This is a genomic window from Paraclostridium bifermentans, from assembly GCF_019916025.1.
GTDB lineage: Bacteria > Bacillota > Clostridia > Peptostreptococcales > Peptostreptococcaceae > Paraclostridium > Paraclostridium bifermentans.
On record NZ_CP079737.1, the window covers coordinates 1,604,240 to 1,625,612 of the forward strand.

At 29.9% G+C, this 21,373-nt stretch carries 33 protein-coding genes; 30 read left to right on the plus strand and 3 right to left on the minus strand.

The window, feature by feature from the left end; all coding sequences use genetic code 11:
* Positions 1 to 19 precede the first annotated feature (19 nt).
* The 24 genes from KXZ80_RS07595 (at position 20) to KXZ80_RS07710 (ending at position 15,334) form a co-directional block, all read left to right on the plus strand.
* Complete coding sequence (locus KXZ80_RS07595) at positions 20 to 1,069, plus strand: major capsid protein (RefSeq protein WP_021432879.1); 1,050 nt, start codon at positions 20 to 22, stop codon at positions 1,067 to 1,069.
* Between the two features lie 7 nt (positions 1,070 to 1,076).
* Positions 1,077 to 1,232, plus strand: coding sequence for a Rho termination factor N-terminal domain-containing protein (locus KXZ80_RS07600; RefSeq protein WP_021432880.1), 156 nt, complete (start codon positions 1,077 to 1,079; stop codon positions 1,230 to 1,232).
* A gap of 40 nt (positions 1,233 to 1,272) precedes the next feature.
* Complete coding sequence (locus KXZ80_RS07605) at positions 1,273 to 1,623, plus strand: phage gp6-like head-tail connector family protein (protein ID WP_021432881.1); 351 nt, start codon at positions 1,273 to 1,275, stop codon at positions 1,621 to 1,623.
* Between the two features lies 1 nt (position 1,624).
* Positions 1,625 to 1,972 carry a hypothetical protein gene (locus tag KXZ80_RS07610; RefSeq protein WP_021432882.1) on the plus strand — a complete coding sequence of 116 codons (348 nt, stop codon included), beginning with the start codon at positions 1,625 to 1,627 and terminating at the stop codon, positions 1,970 to 1,972.
* 1 nt (position 1,973) lies between these two features.
* Positions 1,974 to 2,396, plus strand: a complete 423-nt coding sequence (locus KXZ80_RS07615) for an HK97 gp10 family phage protein (protein ID WP_021432883.1) — start codon at positions 1,974 to 1,976, stop codon at positions 2,394 to 2,396.
* An 8-nt stretch (positions 2,397 to 2,404) separates the two neighbouring features.
* Entirely contained in the window at positions 2,405 to 2,854 is a 450-nt protein-coding gene (locus tag KXZ80_RS07620) for a phage tail terminator family protein (RefSeq protein ID WP_021432884.1), read from the plus strand.
* An 8-nt stretch (positions 2,855 to 2,862) separates the two neighbouring features.
* On the plus strand, positions 2,863 to 3,924 hold the full coding sequence (locus KXZ80_RS07625) for a phage tail sheath subtilisin-like domain-containing protein (protein WP_021432885.1): 1,062 nt from the start codon (positions 2,863 to 2,865) through the stop codon (positions 3,922 to 3,924).
* Positions 3,925 to 3,936: 12 nt separating this feature from the next.
* Positions 3,937 to 4,359, plus strand: a complete 423-nt coding sequence (locus KXZ80_RS07630; protein ID WP_021432886.1) for a phage tail tube protein — start codon at positions 3,937 to 3,939, stop codon at positions 4,357 to 4,359.
* Between the two features lie 67 nt (positions 4,360 to 4,426).
* On the plus strand, positions 4,427 to 4,678 hold the full coding sequence (locus KXZ80_RS07635; RefSeq protein ID WP_021432887.1) for a hypothetical protein: 252 nt from the start codon (positions 4,427 to 4,429) through the stop codon (positions 4,676 to 4,678).
* A complete protein-coding gene (locus KXZ80_RS07640) occupies positions 4,671 to 5,084 on the plus strand; it encodes a phage tail assembly chaperone (protein ID WP_021432888.1) in 414 nt (137 codons plus the stop codon). The genes KXZ80_RS07635 and KXZ80_RS07640 overlap by 8 nt, the downstream gene beginning before the upstream one ends.
* Before the next feature lie 35 nt (positions 5,085 to 5,119).
* Complete coding sequence (locus KXZ80_RS07645; protein WP_156344338.1) at positions 5,120 to 5,281, plus strand: hypothetical protein; 162 nt, start codon at positions 5,120 to 5,122, stop codon at positions 5,279 to 5,281.
* Between the two features lie 34 nt (positions 5,282 to 5,315).
* Entirely contained in the window at positions 5,316 to 7,148 is a 1,833-nt protein-coding gene (locus tag KXZ80_RS07650; RefSeq protein ID WP_021432890.1) for a phage tail protein, read from the plus strand.
* A 1-nt stretch (position 7,149) separates the two neighbouring features.
* Positions 7,150 to 7,770, plus strand: a complete 621-nt coding sequence (locus KXZ80_RS07655; protein ID WP_021432891.1) for a LysM peptidoglycan-binding domain-containing protein — start codon at positions 7,150 to 7,152, stop codon at positions 7,768 to 7,770.
* A gap of 8 nt (positions 7,771 to 7,778) precedes the next feature.
* The gene (locus KXZ80_RS07660; protein ID WP_021432892.1) at positions 7,779 to 9,473 is read left to right on the plus strand and encodes a C40 family peptidase; all 1,695 of its coding nucleotides are present in this window, start codon (positions 7,779 to 7,781) and stop codon (positions 9,471 to 9,473) included.
* A 1-nt stretch (position 9,474) separates the two neighbouring features.
* A complete protein-coding gene (locus tag KXZ80_RS07665) occupies positions 9,475 to 9,780 on the plus strand; it encodes a DUF2577 family protein (protein WP_021432893.1) in 306 nt (101 codons plus the stop codon).
* The gene (locus tag KXZ80_RS07670) at positions 9,777 to 10,205 is read left to right on the plus strand and encodes a DUF2634 domain-containing protein (RefSeq protein ID WP_021432894.1); all 429 of its coding nucleotides are present in this window, start codon (positions 9,777 to 9,779) and stop codon (positions 10,203 to 10,205) included. Before KXZ80_RS07665 ends, KXZ80_RS07670 begins: the two co-directional genes overlap by 4 nt.
* Positions 10,205 to 11,248: a baseplate J/gp47 family protein gene (locus tag KXZ80_RS07675; protein ID WP_021432895.1), complete on the plus strand. Its 1,044-nt coding sequence runs from the start codon at positions 10,205 to 10,207 to the stop codon at positions 11,246 to 11,248. The genes KXZ80_RS07670 and KXZ80_RS07675 overlap by 1 nt, the downstream gene beginning before the upstream one ends.
* Positions 11,245 to 11,811: a putative phage tail protein gene (locus KXZ80_RS07680; protein WP_021432896.1), complete on the plus strand. Its 567-nt coding sequence runs from the start codon at positions 11,245 to 11,247 to the stop codon at positions 11,809 to 11,811. Before KXZ80_RS07675 ends, KXZ80_RS07680 begins: the two co-directional genes overlap by 4 nt.
* Positions 11,795 to 12,088, plus strand: a complete 294-nt coding sequence (locus KXZ80_RS17660) for a hypothetical protein (RefSeq protein ID WP_021432897.1) — start codon at positions 11,795 to 11,797, stop codon at positions 12,086 to 12,088. Before KXZ80_RS07680 ends, KXZ80_RS17660 begins: the two co-directional genes overlap by 17 nt.
* A gap of 11 nt (positions 12,089 to 12,099) precedes the next feature.
* Positions 12,100 to 13,551, plus strand: coding sequence for a hypothetical protein (locus KXZ80_RS07690; RefSeq protein WP_021432898.1), 1,452 nt, complete (start codon positions 12,100 to 12,102; stop codon positions 13,549 to 13,551).
* An 11-nt stretch (positions 13,552 to 13,562) separates the two neighbouring features.
* Complete coding sequence (locus KXZ80_RS07695) at positions 13,563 to 13,823, plus strand: hypothetical protein (RefSeq protein ID WP_021432899.1); 261 nt, start codon at positions 13,563 to 13,565, stop codon at positions 13,821 to 13,823.
* Positions 13,823 to 13,987 carry an XkdX family protein gene (locus tag KXZ80_RS07700; protein WP_021432900.1) on the plus strand — a complete coding sequence of 55 codons (165 nt, stop codon included), beginning with the start codon at positions 13,823 to 13,825 and terminating at the stop codon, positions 13,985 to 13,987. The genes KXZ80_RS07695 and KXZ80_RS07700 overlap by 1 nt, the downstream gene beginning before the upstream one ends.
* A gap of 72 nt (positions 13,988 to 14,059) precedes the next feature.
* Positions 14,060 to 14,488, plus strand: coding sequence for a phage holin family protein (locus KXZ80_RS07705; protein WP_021432901.1), 429 nt, complete (start codon positions 14,060 to 14,062; stop codon positions 14,486 to 14,488).
* Positions 14,489 to 14,542: 54 nt separating this feature from the next.
* Entirely contained in the window at positions 14,543 to 15,334 is a 792-nt protein-coding gene (locus KXZ80_RS07710) for an N-acetylmuramoyl-L-alanine amidase family protein (protein ID WP_021432902.1), read from the plus strand.
* A 36-nt stretch (positions 15,335 to 15,370) separates the two neighbouring features.
* On the opposite strand, the gene KXZ80_RS07715 is transcribed toward KXZ80_RS07710, so the two are convergent.
* Positions 15,371 to 16,582 carry a hypothetical protein gene (locus KXZ80_RS07715; protein ID WP_021432903.1) on the minus strand — a complete coding sequence of 404 codons (1,212 nt, stop codon included), beginning with the start codon at positions 16,580 to 16,582 and terminating at the stop codon, positions 15,371 to 15,373.
* 294 nt (positions 16,583 to 16,876) lie between these two features.
* Between KXZ80_RS07715 and KXZ80_RS17760 the strand changes: the two genes are divergently transcribed.
* Together KXZ80_RS17760 and KXZ80_RS07720 are read left to right on the plus strand one after the other, a co-directional pair.
* On the plus strand, positions 16,877 to 17,008 hold the full coding sequence (locus KXZ80_RS17760) for a hypothetical protein (RefSeq protein ID WP_264317396.1): 132 nt from the start codon (positions 16,877 to 16,879) through the stop codon (positions 17,006 to 17,008).
* A gap of 205 nt (positions 17,009 to 17,213) precedes the next feature.
* Positions 17,214 to 18,812 carry an S-layer homology domain-containing protein gene (locus tag KXZ80_RS07720; protein WP_021432904.1) on the plus strand — a complete coding sequence of 533 codons (1,599 nt, stop codon included), beginning with the start codon at positions 17,214 to 17,216 and terminating at the stop codon, positions 18,810 to 18,812.
* 27 nt (positions 18,813 to 18,839) lie between these two features.
* Here KXZ80_RS07720 and KXZ80_RS17765 read toward each other — a convergent pair whose 3' ends face one another.
* Positions 18,840 to 18,971, minus strand: a complete 132-nt coding sequence (locus KXZ80_RS17765; protein WP_021432905.1) for a hypothetical protein — start codon at positions 18,969 to 18,971, stop codon at positions 18,840 to 18,842.
* 32 nt (positions 18,972 to 19,003) lie between these two features.
* Entirely contained in the window at positions 19,004 to 19,189 is a 186-nt protein-coding gene (locus tag KXZ80_RS07725) for a hypothetical protein (protein ID WP_021432906.1), read from the minus strand.
* 157 nt (positions 19,190 to 19,346) lie between these two features.
* Here KXZ80_RS07725 and KXZ80_RS07730 point away from each other — a divergent pair, with 157 nt between their 5' ends.
* From KXZ80_RS07730 to KXZ80_RS07745, 4 genes are all read left to right on the plus strand, one after another.
* The gene (locus KXZ80_RS07730) at positions 19,347 to 19,880 is read left to right on the plus strand and encodes a hypothetical protein (RefSeq protein WP_021432907.1); all 534 of its coding nucleotides are present in this window, start codon (positions 19,347 to 19,349) and stop codon (positions 19,878 to 19,880) included.
* 274 nt (positions 19,881 to 20,154) lie between these two features.
* A complete protein-coding gene (locus KXZ80_RS07735) occupies positions 20,155 to 20,313 on the plus strand; it encodes a hypothetical protein (RefSeq protein ID WP_021432908.1) in 159 nt (52 codons plus the stop codon).
* A 250-nt stretch (positions 20,314 to 20,563) separates the two neighbouring features.
* Positions 20,564 to 21,010: a hypothetical protein gene (locus KXZ80_RS07740; RefSeq protein ID WP_021432909.1), complete on the plus strand. Its 447-nt coding sequence runs from the start codon at positions 20,564 to 20,566 to the stop codon at positions 21,008 to 21,010.
* A 1-nt stretch (position 21,011) separates the two neighbouring features.
* Positions 21,012 to 21,362 (plus strand): hypothetical protein, encoded by a 351-nt coding sequence (locus KXZ80_RS07745; RefSeq protein WP_021432910.1) that lies wholly within the window; start codon positions 21,012 to 21,014, stop codon positions 21,360 to 21,362.
* Positions 21,363 to 21,373 lie beyond the last annotated feature (11 nt).

A 21,373-nucleotide genomic window follows, 5' to 3' on the forward strand; every position in this document is an offset into this window, starting at 1 on the left:
TTAAGGAGGATTAAGATATATGAGTATATACGATATAGTTAAAGCTAAGGAAATAGGAGTTTATTACAATGCTATGCAAAAGGATAGACCTCCATTTTTAGGAGAGATACTATTCCCTGTGAATAAAAAATTAGGATTAGATTTAAAATGGATAAAAGGTTCTAAAGGACTTCCTGTAGCATTAAAATCTAGTGCTTTTGATGCTAAGGCAGAAATAAGAGATAGAGTAGGATTTGCAGATGTAAATACTGAAATGCCTTTCTTTAAAGAGTCTATGTTAATAAAAGAATCAGATAGACAAGAATTAAATAAGTTAGAAGGCAATGCTGCTAATCAACCTTATGTTGATTTAATAACTAAGAATATCTTTGATGATGTTACAACTTTAGTTGATGGAGCAGAAGTACAACTTGAAAGAATGAGAATGCAGTTATTAAGTGAAGGTAAAATAGCTATAAAAGGAAAAGATTCTGGTGGAACTGAAAAAGCTTTAGATTATGACTATCAATTAGCTGATGGACAAAAGGTTTCTTCTGATTGGTCTCAAGCATCTGCAGATATAATAGGTGATATAGAAAAATGGATTAATGATGCAGAAATAAGAACGGGTTCAAAACCAACTAGAGCAATATGTACATCTGCCACATTTAATTATTTAATTAAAAACGAAGGTATAATAGCAGCTATAAAAGGAGTTAATGCAGGAGTAGCAATAACGAAAGCTAAAGTTAAAAAGTTTGTAGAAGAAGAACTAGACTTAGTTATAGAGATATACTCTAAGAAATTTAAATCAGAAGCAGGTGTTACAACTAGTTTCTTTAAAGATGATGTATTTACATTACTACCTGATGGAAACTTAGGTAACACTTGGTTAGGAACTACTCCAGAAGAGTCTGACTTAATGAGCGGAGCAACTGATGCAGAGGTTCAATTAGTTAAACAAGGTATAGCAATAACAACAACTAAAAAGACAGATCCTGTTAATGTTAATACAAAAGTATCTATGATAGGATTACCAAGTTTTGAAAGAGCTGATGAAATAGTAATAGCTACAGTTAAACCCAGCTAAGGCCCTTATGAAAACTGAGGGCACAGAAAGTATAGAAACTAAAGAAGAACCTATCAATTTAGAATCTATGACAGTGGAAAATTTAAAACAATTAGCTAAAGAGAAAGGGATAGAAGGTTATTCTTCTATGAAAAAGGCTGAATTAATAGAGAAGTTAGGTTAATCCTAGCTTCTTTTAGTTTAGCTAGAAAGCAGGTGATTTCATGCTTGAAAATATTAAAATGTTGCTTGGATTAGATGATGGCAAATACGATAAGTTGATTTTATATCAAATAGATAAAGTCACTAAGAAAGTATTATCTCATTGCAATATAAATCAATTAAATCCAGTGCTTGAAGGTCTTGTTGAAGAAAAGGTATATAATGCAATGAAGAATAAAACAAGTGGGAATAACGTAGCAACGGATAATAACAACAATATAAAGTCTGTAACTAGAGGAGACACTAGAATAGAATACAATGTTGGAGAAGCTAAAACAGAAGTATTAGAAGCTACTGACTTTGATACAAGTGATATTAAACTACTTAACCAGTTTAGAAAGTTGAGGAAATGATATGACAGAAGCTGAAATATTAGAAACAACTTACTTTGATTTATGCACTATAAAACGTAAAGTTAAAATTGAAAATGAAGAAACAGGAGTTACTTCTTCTGAACTAAAAATTATAGCTGAAAATATTAAGTGTGCATTAAGTAAAAAAGACGCTCCTATAATTTCAAGTGATGGTGTAGGCAAAATTGTATATAGCAATCAGTTATTTACTAATCCTAATATAGATATACAGGAAGGTGATATATTAGATGTAGTCAGTATGGGTAATACAACAACTTACTTAGCATCTAAGCCATTTCCATATCCTAGTCATAAAATTACACCTATAACTGAAAGAAAGAGGGTTTAAAATGAAAATAGAAGGATTGGAAGATTTAGAGAGAACTCTTGAAAACTCTAGTAAGAATTTTGAGCCGGAAGCTAAAAAAGCATTATCAAGAATAGGTAATACACTTTTAAGAAAAGTAAAGCTTAAAACTCCTGTAGCTGAGGATTATGGTGGAACTCTTAGACGAAGTTGGAAAATGAAATATGAAGAGAGGCTTGTTGTAAGTGTAATCAATGATTCTGAGTATGCTCCACATGTTGAATTTGGACATAGGACAAGGCTTGGCAAAGGTGGGAACTCTAAAAATCCTAAATATAAATATAAACCTAAATCAGATGGAATTAAATTTGTTGAAGGTAGATATATGTTAACTAGATCTATAGAAGAAGTTGAAAAGGAAATTGAAGAAGACTTAGAAATAATAATAGATAATTTATGGGAGTAATTACTAATATGATTGCATACAAAGATATTTTATATGCTACTACAAAGCTAATTAAAAGTAAGCATAAAGGTATTAGTGTTTTTGATAAAAATCAAGTTGGCATGCTTAATGATGAGGAAAATAATGAATGTTTTTATGTCAAAATTATGCCTGTTGGAAAAAAGACATTTACAAATACTTCGAACTTAAAAAGTTTAATTATCAGCATTAAGTACTTTAATGACGATGAATTAAAATGTTATGAGATAGCAGATAGTTTAGAAAGTCTATTTGATAGAAAACTAAAAGTAAAAGACAGGGTATTAGAAATATCTAGTGTAGAACCTAACATTTTAAACGATGAAGTAGGTGATATGCTAGATTTTTTAATTTACATAGACTTTGCAGAGGGTTCTATTAAAGAAACTGAGGATTATGAACTTATGAAAGAAATTAACATAGAAACTAAAAGAAAGTAGGTGTTTAAATGACAGGATTACCAAGTATAAACATCGAGTTTAAAAAAAGAGCTTCTACTCTTGTATCGAGAGGTAGTAAGGGCGTAGTTGCTTTAGTTTTAAGAGATGCAACTAATAACGGAGTAAAGTATATTACAGATGATTATGATATACCAACTACATTTTCAGATGATAATCAAAAATATATAAAATTATGTCTAGTAGGTAATGTATATAAGCCTAGAAAAATTGTTATAAGTACTATAAATGCCGATTCAGATATACAGACAGCACTTGATTTATTGGAATTAGAAGAATTTGATTATTTAGCAGTACCTTCTATACAAACAGATGAAAAGGTTAAAGTTAAAACATTTATAAATAAGATGAGAACTGATATAAAGTATAAAGCAAGATGTGTTATGAACGATGCTTCAGATGCTGAATATGTAGTTAATTTTAGCACTAACGATATAGTTATGGAAAAGTTCGGCAACTTAAGCAATGCAGAGTTTTGCTGTTTTGTAGCTGGATTTATAGCTGGAACACCGATGAGTCAATCAATAACTTACGCCGTACCAAATGGAGTAACGGGTATACCAGTACAAACTAAAATAGAAGCCGGTAATAAAGTTAAAGCAGGTGAGCTTCTTTTAATAAAAGAAGCTGGATCTATTAGATTTGCAAGAGGTATAAATTCACTTACAACTTTAACAGACACTAAGACTGAGGATTTTCAAAAGATAAAATTAATGGATATTATGGACTTAATGTTTAATGATATGAGGGGGTTAGCAATTAAAAACTATATAGGTAAAATGCCTAACTCGTATGATAATAAATGTAAATTAATAATTGGTTATAATTCTTATTTAGATGTTTTAGTAGGAGATGAATTAGTAGAAAATGATTATTTTGTTGGAATAAATATAGAAAAGCAAAAAAACTATCTAAAATCCATAGGAATTGATGTAGATGATATGACGGAACAAGAAATAAAAGAAGAAAATACAAAAGATAAAGTTTTCTTAAAGGTTAAATGCAATTTAATAGATAGTACAGAAGAAATAGATATGGATGTTGAAATATAAGGTGGTGGTTAAATGAAAACTAACGAAGCAATAAGTGGTACTTGGGGGAAGTTATCTCTTGATGATGAAGATATAACTTCTTTAAAAGCATTCCAAGCAAAAGATGAGTATCAAAAAGAAGAAGTCGTTAAGTGTGGTTCTATGGTAAAGGGTTATAAGATAACAGGAATTGACCGTAAAGGTTCAGCTACCTTCAATAAAGTTGATAGTAAGATGTGTATAAAAATACTTGATAAGGTTCAGAAAGGGATAACTCCTAGATTTACTATAATAGTTGCACTTGATGATCCCGATGCTCATGGATGTGAGAGAATGGCTTTTCATGATGTAGTATTTGATGATCTAACGCTATTTGACTTTGAAAGTGGAGCATTAGGAACTGTGGAGTGTCCTTTCACTTATGAATGGGTTACTCCACTTGATTTAATAGGATAAGTAAAAATAACTTACAGGCTAGGGTGAAACCTAGCTTTTTTAATTTAAATTTTAGGAGAGTTCATATATGGATGACAAGTTGAAAAAAGTAGACATTATCGCATCTATTGATAATTTAAGCGGAAATTCTGTTAATGAAAAATATGAGAATTTATATAAAGCTATAGGTAAATATTTTATAGCAAACGCAGATAGAATGTCTAAAGATATGTGCTTTAATAATCGATGTTTAAATATATCTATAGATATTGTTCCTGGTGAATTGATTACGATTGATAGAAAAACAAGTGAATTTTTAATGGAGGTAGATTATGAGTAATGCAATAGAACTATTATTAAATGCAAACAATGAAAGCTTCGAAAGACCTTCGAAAATAGTTGAAATACCTAGATTATCTAAGGTTTTAGGTAAAAAATTTGAACTTAAGTGTAAATCACTAACAATGGGAAAAACAAATGCTTTAAGAATGCAGTGTGCTAATCAAAAAACAGGAGAGGTCGATATTCCTAAGCTTCAAGTGAAAACTCTTATAGAAGGAGTATTTGAACCAGAAGGAGGAACTTTCTTCTTTAAAAATAAAGATTTACATAAAAAATTCCAAGTTCCTAATGCTGAGGAATTTATGAATAAGCTGCTATTAAGTGGTGAGGTAGACCATCTATTTGAAATTATAACTGATTTAGGAGAATTCAATGAGGATGCTACAGAAGAAATAAAAAACTAATAAGGACAAATGCAGAATATCAAACTATGTATCTTATGTTCAAGCATAAAGAAATGATGCCTTGGGACTTCAATAGGTTAACTAAAGAAGATAAATTATTGCTTAATATATTAATTAATACGGAACTTGATGAAAGATTAGAAGAGAAGTTGAAATTTGCTAAAGATAGCAAGGCTATACCGGTAATTAGTGTGTAATTCTGTATTTGTCTTTATTTGAGGAGATGGTTAAATGTCTAAAGAAAAGAAGTTAAAAGCCACCATAGAGCTAAAAGATAAATATACAAAACCTATCCAAAATGTAACTAAGAAAACTCAGTTTTTTATAAAAATAGCTAGCAAAGTTAAACCTGTAGTTATAAAAGCTGATGATAAAGCAAGTAAAACTATAGAAAAAGTAGTTGGTAAGATTAAAAAACTTAAGTCAATTAAAGCTCCTAGATTTGTTATAAAAGCTAAAGATAATGCTAGCAAAGTTATATCGAAAGTTAAAGGAAGTATAAGCAAGATTAAGAGCTTGAAAACCGTTCAGTTAGCAATAAAGGCTAAAGATAATGCAACTAATATGCTCTCCAAAATTCATGGGAAAGCTAAGGGAATTGCAAGAAATGTATACTCGATAACTATCAAAGCAAAAGACTTAGCTAGTGGTGTTATAGATAAGATAAAAGGTAAAGCCAAAGCACTAGGAATGGTTGCATTAGGAGGAGCTACAGCAGGAGCAACTGTTGGAGTAAAAGGATTAGCAGAGGAAGAAACTCAAAAAATAACTATAAATAGAGTTATAGAAAATAGTGGCAAAAGTAAAAAGCAAGCTAAAAAAGCTACTGATAATTACTACAAGTATTTAGCTGATTATGCTAATAAAACACCTTTTACAACTCAAGAAATAGCCGGATTCGGGACTAAGGGTATGATGATGGCTAAAGGTAATGTAAAGAGTGCTAAAAATTATACAGACATGATGGCAAATGTAAAAGCTTTTGTTGGTGATATGAGAACGTCCCAAGAAGTTGCAGAAGCTTTCTTTTCGGCTCAAAATGGGAATTTGGAATCTCTTAATAATATATTAGGAGAGAATTATTCTAGTTTCGATAAAGCTATAGAAGGTATAAAGAAAAAACAAGGCGGACTAGTTGATGAAATGTCTCAAACATCTGGAGGATTATGGTCCACAATTTTAGGTAAGGTTGCAAATGGAGCTAAAAATGTAGTTAAAGTATTTGGAGATTCCCTAAAAGGTGGAATGAGTAATTTCATAGGATTTATAGATTCCGCTTCTTCTAACATGATTAGCTTTGCTGAAAGAGTTGGGAGTTTAGATTTTTCAACTTTATTTAAAAGGTTTGACATATCTTACATGACTAACGCAATTCAACCAGTTGTAGATTTATTTAATCAATTTTTTACAGCTATTGAAACTAAATCACCTACAACAATGGGTATAATGCAAATTTTAGGAACTGTATGTAATACTGTATGGAGTGGGGTAGGAGCGGTTATAAATGCTGTTAAGCCTATAATCGAAAAAATATTTAATTTTATAGGAGAGCATGGATCAGAAATATCAAATATAGTTAATGGACTTGGAGTTATTTGGAATGCTGTATGGAGTGTTATAGGAGTATTGCTTGAAGCAGCTTGGGTTGTTGTTAAACCTATACTGTCTTTACTTTTAAAAACACTTGATAAACTTTCTACAGCTATTCAAAAGGTTGGAGATTGGTGGAAAAATATGTGCGATAAGATTAATAATAATCCTATTGTAGCTACTGTAAAAAAAGTGTTTACTGGTGATGATGGTAAAAAAAGTACTCCTAAGAAAGGTAAAAGAAGTGCTTTTGGTACTAGAGAAGTACGAGGTAATGAAATTCCTTTTAGGCTGCATGATGGAGAAAGAATTCTGACAAAGGGAGAGGCTAAGAGACTTGATAAAAATCAAGTTAATGGTGTAAATATAACTATTAAAGGATTAACAGTAAGAGAAGAAGCTGATATTGATAAAGTTGCAACTAAGTTAGTTAAAAAGCTTAACCAAAATAGAATTATAATGGGAGGTGTGTAAAATGGAGGTTTGGATAGGTACAGATAATGATAGAATTAAACTTCCTATCACACCTGCTGTTTTAGGAGTAGACAGAAGTTTAGATATAGATGCAGAAAGTGTGGTTAAATTAGGTGAGGTTGATACCTCTAATGGAATGAAGCTTAAGACTATAGATTTAGAAGGTTTTTTCCCTAAACAAGATTATAGTTTCGCTAGTAATAATATGGATCCATATGGGTATTCTGATAAGTTGCAAGGGTGGATGTATAATGAAACTGTTTTAAGAATTATAATAACTGAAACACCAACCAATATGTTGTGTAAAATAAAAGATTTTAACACTAGAGAGCAAGATGGAACTAGAGACCTATATTTCGAACTAAATTTAATAGAGCATAGACCTAAAAATATTCCTAGACTTGATAATAATGGAAATTCAAATAGACCAATTTCTACAAATACAAGTGATACTCAAAGGACACATAAAGTTGTAAAAGGAGATAGTCTATGGGATATATCACATAAGTATTATGGTAAGGGAAGTATATATAAGAAGATAAATGAAGCTAATAAGAATAAGTATCCTAGTTTAGCTAATAACAACATTATATATCCTAACTGGATATTAATAATTCCGTAGGTGACGATATGAACAAATTAAAAATAATTTGTAAAAAGATTAACGGAGAAATTTATGATGTTTCTAGTATATTAACTAAAGCTATTTGGAGTGGGAATATAAAAGCTTGTAGTAGAAAGTTAGAATTTAGTTGCTTTAATGATGTAGATATACCTCTTTCGACTTTGATAATGGCTTACGTTGATGATAAGGAAATATTTAGAGGGTTTGTGTATGAGAGAGAAAAAGATAGCAAAGGTATAGTTAATTATTTATGTTTCGATTATGCTGAAAAGCTTAACAAAATAAAAGTATCGTACAATTTAAAAGGTAGTAATGGTAAGGATATAGCAAATAAGATATTAAAAGATTATAACTTCGAAATAGGAAGTATTGCTGAAGCTTGTGTTCCAAATTCTAAGATATTTATAGGTGTTGAAATATATAATTGCATTATGAGTGCATATACAGAACAATCCAAGAACGACAATAAGATGTATATGATAACTTGTAGTGAAGGCAAAATATCAGTTGTTGAAAAAGGTATTGTAAGATTAAAGGTAGCTTTTGAGGAAGGTAAAAACATATTGGATTCTTCTTTTAAAGAAAGTGTATCTAATATGGTTAACAGAGTATTAATAGTAGACCAAACAGGTAATAAACAATCGGAAGTTAGAGATAGTGAAATGTTAAGAATACATGGACTTTTCCAAGATGTATATAAATCAGAAGAAGGAAAGGATTCTACTGTAGAAGCTAAAAAACTTCTTAAAGGTGTTGAACAAACATGCAGTATAAGTGGATTTGGTGATATTTCTTGCACAAGTGGATATGGAGTTCAAATAAAAGATAGTGCTACTAATTTAGTAGGACTATTTTTTATTGATGGAGATACTCATACCTGGGAAAAAGGTAACTATTGGATTGATTTAGATTTGAATTTTAAAAATATAATGCATGAGGTAGAAGCTGGAGAAGATGAGCAACAAGATGAAATTTCTACTAATGGTGGTACAACTGTAAGCGGAGGTCGTGAAGTTAAAGCAGAATTTACGGCTTATTATCCTGCAAACAATAGCATGGAGGGTGGATTCTATGATGCTATGGGTAATAGACTAGACCCTTCTAAACTTACTTGCGCTTGTCCTAAAGATGTAGCATTTAAAACAAAAATACAAGTTAAATCTACTGGTACAGATAGAGACAATCTAGTTTACACTTGCACTGACAGAGGTGGTGCTATAAAAGTGGTTAATGGAGTTTACCACATTGACTTATTAATGGCTAATAGAAAAGAAGCTAATTCTTTTGGTAGACGTAAAGGTACAGCCGTAATTGGATGCGAAGTAACTTCAATCGGTAATAACTATTCTTCTGTTGGAAGTAGAATAGTTGAAGTTGCTAAAACCAAGCTAGGTAAACCTTATGTATGGGGAGCAACTGGACCTAATCAATTTGATTGCTCTGGCCTTACTCAATTTTGTCATAAGAAAGTGGGTATATCTATACCTCGTACAAGTAGCCAACAAAGAGGTAGTGGTAAGAAAATAACAAAAGAAAATGTACAGCTTGGAGATATATTATGTTTTGATGGTCATGTTGGACTTTATGCAGGTGATGGTAAAATGATTCATGCACCTAATAAAGAAAAGCCTGTTAAATACGACCCATGTCTTAGTGGATATTGGGGAGGTAAATTATTGGGAATAAGGAGGTACTGGTAATATGCAAAATCCATACTTAGAAATGCTAGGAATAATAAAAGATGTACCTCCTAAGCAAAATTTTTTTCATTTAGGTAAGGTTAAAACTAAGCTTCCTAATTTAGTTATTAATTTAAACAATATGGATTTGGGAGTTGAAGATTTTAAAATAGCTAGTAGTTTACTAACTTTAAATAATGTAGACATAGATGTTACAAATGAAACTGTTACACACAATTTAAAAGATGAATTAAATGTAAATGATGAAGTATTGTTAATTGAGTTTAACAATACTTTTATTTTATTGAGCAAGGCGGTGACTATATGAGTGATTTATTTCCTTTTATAAGTCCTGCTTCTGTAGAAAATGTGGTTACTAAAAAGGAATTACCACTTTATAAAGAAATTGCTTGGGACTATGAAAATAATAAGCCAGTTATTGAAAATGGAGATTTTAAGATAGTAGAAGGAAACGAAGCTATAAAGATTTGGATATATAAAGCATTATTAACTCCTAGATATTTATATAAAATTTATTCGTGGGATTATGGTTGTGAATTAAGAGAGTTGATAGGTAAAGGATATTCAAAAGGACTTACAAAGGAAGAAGCTAAAAGGTATGTAAAAGAAGCTTTGTTAATAAATGAATATATTTTAGAAGTAGATGTAAAAGAAGTAATACTTAATTCAGATGTCTTGAAAGTAAATATGAATATCAAAACTATATACGGAGAAAGCGAGGTGATAATCTAATGTTTAGTAGCCAAACCTACGAAGTTATAAGACAAAGAATTTTAGATAAGTTTCCTAATTTATTAAATAAAAGAGAAGGAAGTTACTCAAGTAATTTGATTTCTCCTACATCTTTAGAACTTGCAAAAGCTTATATAAATATGGGTGATATTCTTAGTTTAGGATTTATAGAAACAAACTTTGATAGTTTCTTAGATAGAAGAGTTAATGAGCTCGGGGTATATAGGAAACAAGGTAAAAAAGCACATGGTCAGATTAAAGTTACAGGCGTAGAAGAAACTAAAATAGAAAATGGAACTATTGTATCATATAACAATTTAAGGTATTTAGTTTTAAATGATATAGTACTGCCTGATACTGACATCTTAGAGGTGGAAGCCTTAGAAGTTGGAGTTATTTACAATGTTATAAAAGGCACTAATTTTGAGTTAATAGAAACTAATAGCAATATAAAAAGTTTAATTGCTTTGAATGATTTCGTAGGTGGAATTGATGTAGAAACTGACGAAGAATTAAGAAAAAGATTCGTTAAAAGTATGGATAATCCTAGTACTAGTGGAAATAAAGCACATTACGAAGAATGGGCATTGGAGGTAAGTGGAGTTGAAAGGGCAATTGTGACACCGCTTTGGAATGGAAACGGTACTGTAAAAGTTTTAGCTATAGGAAATAATAATAAGCCTTTATCTTCTGAAATAGTAGAAGAAGTTAAGCTTCATATAATGGAGAATATGCCTATTGGGGTTAACTTAACCGTTGTAACTCCTACGGTCTTAGATATACATTTAGTGGCTTCTGTTAAGTTAATTAACGGTTATACTATAGAAGATGTTAAGAAAAGCTTAGAAGTTGAATTAAATCTTTATTTAAAAGATGTTACTAATCTGTTTGTATACAGTAAGGTATATGGATTGTTAGCAAATTTAGATAGTGTGGAAGATGTTATAAGTTTGAGTATAAATGGCACAACTTCTAATATCTCAATATCCAGTGATAAAATTCCAAATATAAATACTATAAATATAAGTGAGGTGGTAGCTTGAAGTTAATAGAGCAACTACCTTCTTTTTATGAAAATGATATAGATATGGTTATTCAAAATTCACTTAACTTAGAAACTGATACTTTGCACAAAGAGGTTGAAGATACTTTAAATCAATTTTTCGTCGAAACTTGCACTTGGGGTTTAGATTATTGGGAAAATATGTTAGGTATAGCTAAAAATAACCACGATATACAAACTCGAAGAGAAAATATTAAGGCTAAAATGAGAAGTAGAGGTACAACTACATTAAGTGTTATGAAAAATGTTTGCGAAGCCTATTCAAATGGAGAGGTAGAAATAATTGATAATTATGATGACTATAGCTTTATTATTAAATTCGTTGGTGCAAAAGGAATACCGGCAGCTCTTAATGAGTTAGACAAAACTATAGAAGAAATAAAGCCATGCCATCTAGCACATAGTTACGAGTTTACATACTTAACTTGGGATGAATTTGACAATTTCAACCATACGTTTGATGAGTGGGATAGCTTGAACCTAACTTGGGATCAATTTGAGGTTTATAGAAAGGAAGGTGTTAAGGATGCCAAGTGCAAATAAAACCCCTAACATAGGGCTTAATAATTGGAAAGGCAATGAATTTCCAAAACGACAAGATTTTGTCGATGATAATTTTAAAATCGATGAAGAAATACAAGGCTTGAAAACTAAAGTTGAAAATATAGATACTACCGCAGAAAAAACAACTATAAAAGATGTTAATAATTATTTTACAAGTGACAATGTAGAAGGCGCTTTGAATGAGTTAGCTACAGAATTAAACGGCCAAAAAGCTAGAGGTGTACAGATAGCAAATAGCTTACTAGCTAAGCTATAGGAGGTGATTGAATGTTAGCTAATAATGTAAGCCTTAAAGAGCTTATAGATACTTATGCATTAATAGATAATAAAGTAATTGATAGAGGTGGCGCACAAACTATAACTCCTTCTACTACAAATATAGTATTGCCAAAAGGAAATTATAAAGGCGATATAACAATTAAAGGTGATGCTAATTTAATTGCCAAAAATATAAAAGAAGGTACTTCTATATTCGGAGTAAATGGATCTTTAAGAGAGTTCCCTCCTGGATGGGATACCATGAAAAGTGGGGAAGTATTCGGAGGTAATATTAACAAAAATGATGCGGTTGTTTGGAAAAGGTACGGTAATTGGGATACTAAGTTAGATATGGTCAAGGACTTTAATTTACCTGAATTTACTGGCACTTTTATTCAGTCTTTAATGACAGAAGATGGTAAATATTTAGTAGCTATGTCCTCTTCTTCCCCTTATTTACATATGTACAAAAATGTAAATGATACTTTTATTAAGATGCCCAATCCTGATGTTGTACCAACTAGAGGTTCGCAATGTTCATTAGCATTTAGTAAAGATGGATCATTACTATTTTTGTGTACAAATGAAAAGAAAATGTATTGTTACAAAAATGAAAATGGCATACTAACATCTATGCCCGCACCCGTTGCTGAAAATAGTAGAGATAACCCATCCTTCTACTCTGTGACTATAAATTCAGATGCTACAGTAATTGGAGTACATTGTAGTTTGGCTAATGATTCAAGTTATAGTTATGTATCATATATATTCACTAGGGTAAAAGGTACATTTAATTACAAACAAGTCTTTAGGTTGGGAGATAACTCTTACGGTTATAAGCTTGTTTCTAATCCAAGCGGAACATGTATAACTGTATTACATGAAGGAAATTATATTCCATTTTTCTTTCTACAAAAAGATGGCACTTACAATTTTGGGACAGATATGAAAATTAAAGGTGTAACATCTATTGAGTGGATTGACGATAAAAATCTAGTCTTATTAAATGGCGATGGTACAGCTAAAAAATGTACTTTTGATCCATTGGGACAATTATCTAATATGGTTATAAAATCCACAATAACATGCCCTAGTGGCTATACTATAAACGGTGGCGCACTTTCAGTAGATGGTTTGCATTATGCTTTATCACTTAGAGAAGGAAGTGGTTACTCTACTTTTGCAATATATATGTACAAGATAAATGGAGATAGTTTTACAAAAATTAATGAAATCGCATGTGATTATCAAGTTTTAGCGGTTCGATTGCCTCAAGATTATTGCATAATAGAAAGCACCGTTAAACCATATTTATATAGAACTACATCTAAAGACATAGTAATACCTTTAGATCAATTATATAAAGATACTTTAATGACTAAAGAAATAGGTGTAGCTATGGATACAGGAGTTGTAGGGCAAAATATAAGAGTTAATACTTTTCCAAAATTAAAATTATAGGAGGATTAAATATGTTAAAAACATTTTATGTACAAACAGATGAAGTAAAAAGAATAACAGATGTAATTGAAATACCTTATGGAGATTATGTTCAAGTTGAGTTAAATACTCCTCTTCCTTTTCAGATAATGGGAGGAGCTTATCAGTTGATTAATGGACAGGCTATATATAAACCTGAATGGGATACTAATTATCTACAAGCTAAGATAACTAAACTTGAAAAAGACAATGCTGATTTAACTTTCGCTATGATGAATGGAGGTCTATTATAATGATGAATTGGTTAGGATTCGATAAAATAGAATATTTTTACAATACTAAAATGTCTAACGGTGAAAGACTTTGGTCAATTGAACAAGTAAAAGTTGCAGTTGTAAGGGAAAAGATATCACCCGAAGAATTTAAAAAGATAACAGGCGAGGACTATATAGCTTAGTTCTTTTTTTTATACTCAAAATGAAAGGATCTACAATAGTAGGTCCTTTTAAAACTTAGGAGGAATATATAGATGAAAGAGTTATATGCAGTATTAGCATCAAGTTTTAATTGGAAAATAGTTATATGGTTAGTTGCTTTTGATATGTTTGTTGGATTAATGAGGTGTATAAAAGAACGCAAGATAAATAGTACTTGTGGAATAGATGGCGTGATTAGGAAAGTATGTATGATAGGAAGTGTAGTATTTCTAGAAATGATAAGTACCTTTGTAAGATTAGACTTGAGTAAATTTGTACCTTCTGAAATATTATCTATTTTACCTATTAAAGCTATTGGAATAACTGAGTTTTTTGTTATAGGTTATGTATTGTATGAAATACTATCAATACTTAAGAATATAGTCAGAATAGGTAATCCAGTTAATAATAGACTTATAGCTCTAATAGAGAAGTTTTTAAAGATGTTTACTGGTGAGTTAGATTTAGAAAAGCAAAAGTAAGACTAGATTAATTTCTAGTCTTTTTTTATTAAAAAATTTAAGGAGGATGTAATTATGGCAATGTACAAAGTTTATTTAGATGCAGGACATGGTGGGAATGATAGTGGAGCAGTAGGCGTCAGAAATGTATTTGAAAAGAATATAGTTTTAGATATATGTAATAGGATTAAGAAGATATTAGAAAGTAGAAACGTAGAAGTTAGAATGTCTAGAAGCACAGATGTATTTAAAACTTTATCTCAAAGGACTTCTGATGCTAATAAATGGGGTGCTGATGCTTTAGTATCAATTCATTGTAATAGCTTTAAAGATTTAAACTCAAAAGGCTTAGAAACTTTTTGCCTTAAGTTTAAATATAGAAAGTTAGCAGATTGCATTCACGATGAATTAATAAACGACAAGCTATATACTGTAAACCGTGGAGTTAAAGAAGGTAACCTTCATATGGTAAGGGAAAGTAATATGGCTGCTTGTTTAATAGAATTAGGATTTATATCTAATGCAGAAGATTTAAATTTAATAGAATCTAAAAAAGACGAGTTTGCACTAGCTATAGCAGATGGAATATGTAACTACCTAGGCGTTAAATTTAATAGCAATCCACCTATACAAAAGGTAGAAGTTTATAACATAATTACGGGTGGATTTGGATCTAAAGAGAACGCTCAAAAACAACTAGATTACCTTCATGGTTTAACTGGTTGGTATTTAGAATTAGAGGAACAAAAGCCTGGAGATTGGAGAATAAGAACAGGTGGATTTACGGGAGAGGGTAGAGTAAAAAGAGAAATGGCAGCATTAACAGAACTTACTGGTTGGTGGTGTACTTACGAAAAAGAAAAGTAAAAAAAGGTAGCCTTTTAAAGCTACCTTTATCTTTATTTAAGAGTCTAACTTATTAATAACCTCTTTTAGACTTTTATTTTCTTCCCTTAATTCATCGATAAGCTTATTAGTTGTTTCTGAGTTGTACTTATCAGTTTTATTTCCTTCTATTATAGAATTATTAATCATATCATATTTTTTAAAATTCTCTGAAGATGTTTTATTAGAATCAAATATTTGGTAAATCCCTATAAATAATGATAATAGCAGTGATAATATAGATATAACCATAGCACCATTAGACTTCAAGTCAGATGATTTGATACTTTCCTTTGTTGCAGTTAATTGAGCTTGTGTTGCAGTTAATTGAGCCTGTGTTATATTTAATTGATCTTGAAGTATTGTATTTGAAAGTTTTAGCTGTTTATTGTTATTATCACTAATTGCTTTTTCTAATTCAATAAGTTTATTTAATTGGAAATCTATATCGTTGCCTATTTTATTTTGTTGTTCACTAATTCTTTCTATTAACTCGCATGAGAGTATAATTGAAGAATCTACTTCTGCTTTATGATCAACTTGCTTATTCAATATATCATTATAATTAAGATGTACATCATTTTTTGATGTTAAAGGTTCTAATTGAACCGGTTTTGCAGAAATATTTGGCTTTGATTTAAATATGTTTTCTATAGTTTTTCGTTGATTAAGCAAATCCAACATAGCGGGAGAAGTTTTCGGAATATTTAAACCGATTAATGCCTGGAATCTTTTTCGTTGTCTATCAGAATAAAGTGTAAATGCTTGTTTTAACTTTTCTAAAGAATCGGAAGGAAACTCAAAGTAAGGTTCTCTATTTTTTTTATCTTGTCCTTGTAATTCCTCTAAATTATCGAAATCATCATCAGTCAACTTCTGAGTATGTGGTTTGTAGAGTAGATAATCATTGTGGGCTAAGAATTCATCTGCAAATTCAATGATTTCCTGTTTACTTACTTCAAGATCAATATTATTAAATATAGATTTATCATCTTTATATGTATTAGAGTTTATAATTATTTCTTTATATTTATATAACAAAAATTTCATTAATTCTTTTGCAAAATAAACATTATCTAAATTCTCTATATCTTTATGATTCTTTAATAAAAGTTCATATCTCCAATAATTAAATATTGCAAATTCTAGAATTCCTTCTTTTTTAGTGTTTATTGCAAATTCTACTTTTTGTGTTTCACGTTGGATAAAGCTACTTATATCAGCACTCATGTCGTATCTCCTTTAAACGAAAATCAAATTATATATATAGAATAATACATAATTTGATTTTATACAATAAAACAAATGTTGCATATATAAAATAATATTATTAGTTAAATATCTTTAATTCATAGAAATTTTAAACATGAAAAACAATGACTGATAAATGAATTTAGTTTATAAATAAAAAAAGTAATTAATTTAGATAAATATAAATATATATTATATATAGGTTAAATGTGTATTATGTTTACGCTCCTATTCATATTTGTAAATTGCAATATGATAAAAGGAGAGTAACTTATGAAAACAATATTAGATAATATAAAGAAGTTTCTAGATTCACCACCTTATAGAGTGTGTGTTGAAATCTTAGAACACTGGCTTTTAATTTTAAATATATTGAACACAATTAAGGAATTACTTTTTAATTAATATTATTTTAGCTTAATAATTCTATCCTATGTATAGGAGATTAACTAAAAACCTTAATATAACCTATAAATATAAAAATCATATTGCTATAAAAATAAGACTATTAATCAATGGTCTTATTTTTATTTTTAAGCTACCAATTTATACAAATTTCGACAACACGATTAATGTATACTGATATTGATGCTAAAAAAGGGGGATTTTTATGAAGTTTAAACAAAGATTTTTATCAGTCGCATTATCCATTGGATTAATTGCAGGAAGTACATTTGTATCATTAGCCGATACAAATCAATTAGAAGTACATCATATTAATGTAGGGCAAGGAGAATCTATTTATATAGAATTTCCAGATGGAACAGATGCATTAATTGATGCAGGAAAAAGTAACTATGGTGATACTGTAGTAAACTACTTGAAATCGCAAGAAAATAACATGGATTTAGAATATCTTATAGCTACACATCCGGATGCAGATCATATAGGTGGAATGCAATCTGTATTTAAGGATTTAAATGTTAAGAATTTTATATATCCAAAGGATGCGCCACACGATTCAAAAACTTGGGAGAATATATTATCTCTTGCAAGTTCAGAGGGTTGTAATATTCAGGATGGTAAAACAGGAATAGCTTTTGATATAGGCGGAGCTAGTATGAAATTTATACAACCTGAAAAAGATTACTCAGATAATAATGAAGATAGCATAGTTACATATTTAGATTATAATAATACAGAGTTTTTATTTACTGGAGATATGGAATCTTCAACTGAAAAAGATATGGTTTCTCAAGGGATAGTTCCGAATGTTGATTTTATGAGTGTTCCTCATCATGGTTCTAAGACTTCAAGTACACCAACATTTTTATCAGTAGCAGATCCTGAATATGCAGTATGTTCTGTAGGAGAAAATAGCTATGGACATCCAGCTCCAGAAGTTATTCAAAGATATACAGATATAGGAGCTAAAGTATATAGAACTGATGTAGACGGAAATGTGGTTATAAAAACAGATGGTGTATCTAGTGAAATAAATGGTTCAAGAACAAATATAGGATTTAATGATATAAAAGGTCACTGGGGAGAAAGTCAAATAAATGCATTCATAAATAAAGGTTATATAAATGGTTACCCTGATGGAACTTTTAGACCAGACAATTCAATAACAAGAGCTGAATTCGTTAGAATATTTAACACTGTATTCGGTCTTACAAATGCTAGTGGAAAAGTGTTTAATGATACAGTAAATCATTGGGCTAAAACTGCTATAGATATAGCTGTTACTAACGGAGTGTGTAATGGTATGTCAGCTACAGAGTTTGCTCCGGATCAGCCTATAACAAGAGAGCAAGCTGCCAAGATGATTGCTAACTATAAAAGAATAACTGATGTTCATCACAATAGAGTAAAAGGATATAAAGATGGCGTAAATACATCTAATTGGGCTATAAATGAAGTGGAAGCAATTTTAGAAGCTGGATATATGAATGGATATTCTGAAGATAATACATTCAGACCTCAAAATAATATAACTAGAGCAGAAGCGGTGTCTACTTTAACAAGAGTTGAAGGTAATCCTAATCCTGTAATGCCAATACCTCCTACTCCGGAACCTCCTTCTAATCCAGACCCAGAACCAACACCACCTCCGGTAGTAGATAGAACTGTATATGCGAATGGAGGAAGTTCTTCATCTAATAAGTATCATAAATCTTCAAATTCTCATGGAATGAAAGGTGCTATATCTATGACTGAAAGCCAAGCTAGAAGTAAAGGATATGTACCATGTGGTTCATGTTTTTAATTAAATACAATAAAAAGTAGTAGGAGATTACCCTACTACTTTTTGATTTGAAGTTTTAACTTCTCTTCCGGTACATTTCTTTAATATTTCAACATCTTTAATCAAGCAAGTTTTAAAGAACTTGCAATTTTTATCTTTACAAATAGTTTGCTTATTCATAAGCTACAATACCTCCATGAAAACATTAGAATTTATTTAAATAAATCAAAAATACTAAAAGAAGTTTTATTGTAAACTTTATTATAAGCTTTCTTCTTAGCAGTTCCTACTGGATCAGTGTATTTTTTAGTACTACATTTTCTCTTAGCTTTAGTAACTGGACTTCTAGCTTTTAAAGACTTCTTTAGACTTGGTTTTTTTATTATACTTCTAGCCATTTTTAGCACCCCTTAATATATTTATATATACTATTATAATATAGAATATATAAATTGGTAATTATTTCTAATTATTCAATTCAAAATACAATATTTTACATTTTTCAACAATGTAATAGTATATAATACTTATGGATTACATTAAGGAGGGTTTTATATGGATAAAAGAAAGTTAAAAAAATGGGGAATAATATTGTGTGTATTATTTGTTTTAGGAGTTATAGGGACTATATCTCAATCAGATGAAAGTGAAGTAGAAACAAACACTACTGCAGCTGAGGAAAATACAGCTGAAAAATCAAAAAAACCTAGCATGACAACAGATGAATTAATGGAATACTTTGATACGTATGAGAAATTATATGTAAATCATTTAGAAGGAATATCTAAAGTAGCTGAAAAGAATGATAATTTAGAATTACAAAAAACACTAGCTAATACGAGAGATATATCTAATGCTGCTCATTCAAAGATATTTGATATAAAAAGTGGTTTCGATAGTTCTAGCAATGAATATAAAGCTTTAGACGAATTATCTGTAGCATTTAATTCTTTAGAGTCTGCTTGTAAAAACGGAATAAAATATATAGATAAAAATGAATATAAATACTACGAAAAATATGAAAATGATTTAAAACAATCAGATCTATTCCTACAAAGATATATGGAAGCTAAAAACAATATAAAGTAAATGGAAAAATAAGGCATGATTATATTTTTTAATATAGGTTATAATATAATTAAGCAATGCAGATGACCTAGCCACAGTTAAATTAGCTTGAGTAGGTTAATTCTAGATAAAACTGAAAGGCTTCTTTTATATATACGGCAATACATTGGACTCTGCAGAGGTGGGCTACGGCTCACCTTTTTTATTTTTTTGAAAAAATTTATAAGGACAGGCAATTCTTCATGAACTTTTACATATAAATTAACTATAGATAATGAAAAAGGAGTGAAACTTCATGAGCCAAACCAAAAAAGGGAATAGATTTCAAATTTCATTTAAAGAAAATATACAAGAAATAGAAATAATGAACTATATGTTAAAGAAAGCTGAGATAATGGGCATTTCAACTTATATAAAAATGCTTATACAAAAAGATATGGAAAGTAATAAATAAATTAAAAGGCTTCCATCTACCCGACCAAGAGAAGTGAAAGCCTAATACTAAAGGAATTATAAAAATATAATTCCCTAATAATTTCTATAAAAATTTATAAAATCCTTTTTTAAGGTAATAACTTAATTAATAATGCTCCACCTAACCAACCTAACATTTTTAAAAAGTGAACAGTGCATGCAGACATATCAACTACCTCCAAAGATAAAGATTATAAGAATATTTTAACCATTCAAAAGGGGGATTATCCATGAAATTAATAGTAAACGGGAATACAGTAAGTGAAATGATAACTGAAAAAGTTGTTAGAATTAGAGAATTTAAAAGAAGTGAAATAATAGAGTTTGACTTTAATACAGTAGACATCGTGACTTTAGATAAGATAATAGGTCACATTAAGACTAATAGAAAAATGTACACTAGATTAGTTATAATGATAGCTCTATCTATAAGTTCAACTACCTTAACTGCTTATGCAGGTGGTATAACCGATATAGCTTTAGAAGTTTATGAAATCGTTAAAGAAGCTTGTTTTGGAATTTGCCTATTAGGGGCAGCGGTTGAATTTATTAGATGTGTTGTAAGCGGAACGGTAGAACAGCTTGGAAAGGTAGCTGTAAAGTATATATCTTTTGCTCTTATGATTAAGTTTCTACCTAAAGCTGTAGATATGATATTCAGATTAGGAGGGAATTAAAATGTTATTTATAACTCCTAAGACTTTAGAAGATTCAAAGAATATTATTGAAGGTATAATGACAAAAGCTCCAGAAGGTAAGTTAGCAAGAACTCAAGAAGCTTTAGATAACTTTAATACAATGTGTGATGTAATAGGCGGTTTTTTCAAAGGTTGTAGTGAAGTTATTAAGTTTATAGGAATGTCTATTAAGGATCCGAGCTTCTTAATAGATAAGATACAACTCATTGCTCCAGATATAGTGTTAATTGTTTTAGCTATATTAATAGTTCTTAGATTCTTAGGATTTAAAGACACAACAAAATATATTGTTTTAGCATTTGTTATAGCAGCTATAATAGCTACTTTATAGGGGGTGCAATT

What these genes read in the sequence shown, in the direction of transcription:
- KXZ80_RS07595 (WP_021432879.1), top strand. Translation starts at nt 20, where the DNA reads ATGAGTATATACGATATAGTTAAAGCTAAGGAAATAGGAGTTTATTAC.
- KXZ80_RS07600 (WP_021432880.1), top strand. Translation starts at nt 1,077, where the DNA reads ATGAAAACTGAGGGCACAGAAAGTATAGAAACTAAAGAAGAACCTATC.
- KXZ80_RS07605 (WP_021432881.1), top strand. Translation starts at nt 1,273, where the DNA reads ATGCTTGAAAATATTAAAATGTTGCTTGGATTAGATGATGGCAAATAC.
- KXZ80_RS07610 (WP_021432882.1), top strand. Translation starts at nt 1,625, where the DNA reads ATGACAGAAGCTGAAATATTAGAAACAACTTACTTTGATTTATGCACT.
- KXZ80_RS07615 (WP_021432883.1), top strand. Translation starts at nt 1,974, where the DNA reads ATGAAAATAGAAGGATTGGAAGATTTAGAGAGAACTCTTGAAAACTCT.
- KXZ80_RS07620 (WP_021432884.1), top strand. Translation starts at nt 2,405, where the DNA reads ATGATTGCATACAAAGATATTTTATATGCTACTACAAAGCTAATTAAA.
- KXZ80_RS07625 (WP_021432885.1), top strand. Translation starts at nt 2,863, where the DNA reads ATGACAGGATTACCAAGTATAAACATCGAGTTTAAAAAAAGAGCTTCT.
- KXZ80_RS07630 (WP_021432886.1), top strand. Translation starts at nt 3,937, where the DNA reads ATGAAAACTAACGAAGCAATAAGTGGTACTTGGGGGAAGTTATCTCTT.
- KXZ80_RS07635 (WP_021432887.1), top strand. Translation starts at nt 4,427, where the DNA reads ATGGATGACAAGTTGAAAAAAGTAGACATTATCGCATCTATTGATAAT.
- KXZ80_RS07640 (WP_021432888.1), top strand. Translation starts at nt 4,671, where the DNA reads ATGAGTAATGCAATAGAACTATTATTAAATGCAAACAATGAAAGCTTC.
- KXZ80_RS07645 (WP_156344338.1), top strand. Translation starts at nt 5,120, where the DNA reads ATGTTCAAGCATAAAGAAATGATGCCTTGGGACTTCAATAGGTTAACT.
- KXZ80_RS07650 (WP_021432890.1), top strand. Translation starts at nt 5,316, where the DNA reads ATGTCTAAAGAAAAGAAGTTAAAAGCCACCATAGAGCTAAAAGATAAA.
- KXZ80_RS07655 (WP_021432891.1), top strand. Translation starts at nt 7,150, where the DNA reads ATGGAGGTTTGGATAGGTACAGATAATGATAGAATTAAACTTCCTATC.
- KXZ80_RS07660 (WP_021432892.1), top strand. Translation starts at nt 7,779, where the DNA reads ATGAACAAATTAAAAATAATTTGTAAAAAGATTAACGGAGAAATTTAT.
- KXZ80_RS07665 (WP_021432893.1), top strand. Translation starts at nt 9,475, where the DNA reads ATGCAAAATCCATACTTAGAAATGCTAGGAATAATAAAAGATGTACCT.
- KXZ80_RS07670 (WP_021432894.1), top strand. Translation starts at nt 9,777, where the DNA reads ATGAGTGATTTATTTCCTTTTATAAGTCCTGCTTCTGTAGAAAATGTG.
- KXZ80_RS07675 (WP_021432895.1), top strand. Translation starts at nt 10,205, where the DNA reads ATGTTTAGTAGCCAAACCTACGAAGTTATAAGACAAAGAATTTTAGAT.
- KXZ80_RS17660 (WP_021432897.1), top strand. Translation starts at nt 11,795, where the DNA reads ATGCCAAGTGCAAATAAAACCCCTAACATAGGGCTTAATAATTGGAAA.
- KXZ80_RS07690 (WP_021432898.1), top strand. Translation starts at nt 12,100, where the DNA reads ATGTTAGCTAATAATGTAAGCCTTAAAGAGCTTATAGATACTTATGCA.
- KXZ80_RS07695 (WP_021432899.1), top strand. Translation starts at nt 13,563, where the DNA reads ATGTTAAAAACATTTTATGTACAAACAGATGAAGTAAAAAGAATAACA.
- KXZ80_RS07700 (WP_021432900.1), top strand. Translation starts at nt 13,823, where the DNA reads ATGATGAATTGGTTAGGATTCGATAAAATAGAATATTTTTACAATACT.
- KXZ80_RS07705 (WP_021432901.1), top strand. Translation starts at nt 14,060, where the DNA reads ATGAAAGAGTTATATGCAGTATTAGCATCAAGTTTTAATTGGAAAATA.
- KXZ80_RS07710 (WP_021432902.1), top strand. Translation starts at nt 14,543, where the DNA reads ATGGCAATGTACAAAGTTTATTTAGATGCAGGACATGGTGGGAATGAT.
- KXZ80_RS07715 (WP_021432903.1), bottom strand. Translation starts at nt 16,582, where the DNA reads ATGAGTGCTGATATAAGTAGCTTTATCCAACGTGAAACACAAAAAGTA.
- KXZ80_RS17760 (WP_264317396.1), top strand. Translation starts at nt 16,877, where the DNA reads ATGAAAACAATATTAGATAATATAAAGAAGTTTCTAGATTCACCACCT.
- KXZ80_RS07720 (WP_021432904.1), top strand. Translation starts at nt 17,214, where the DNA reads ATGAAGTTTAAACAAAGATTTTTATCAGTCGCATTATCCATTGGATTA.
- KXZ80_RS17765 (WP_021432905.1), bottom strand. Translation starts at nt 18,971, where the DNA reads ATGAATAAGCAAACTATTTGTAAAGATAAAAATTGCAAGTTCTTTAAA.
- KXZ80_RS07725 (WP_021432906.1), bottom strand. Translation starts at nt 19,189, where the DNA reads ATGGCTAGAAGTATAATAAAAAAACCAAGTCTAAAGAAGTCTTTAAAA.
- KXZ80_RS07730 (WP_021432907.1), top strand. Translation starts at nt 19,347, where the DNA reads ATGGATAAAAGAAAGTTAAAAAAATGGGGAATAATATTGTGTGTATTA.
- KXZ80_RS07735 (WP_021432908.1), top strand. Translation starts at nt 20,155, where the DNA reads ATGAGCCAAACCAAAAAAGGGAATAGATTTCAAATTTCATTTAAAGAA.
- KXZ80_RS07740 (WP_021432909.1), top strand. Translation starts at nt 20,564, where the DNA reads ATGAAATTAATAGTAAACGGGAATACAGTAAGTGAAATGATAACTGAA.
- KXZ80_RS07745 (WP_021432910.1), top strand. Translation starts at nt 21,012, where the DNA reads ATGTTATTTATAACTCCTAAGACTTTAGAAGATTCAAAGAATATTATT.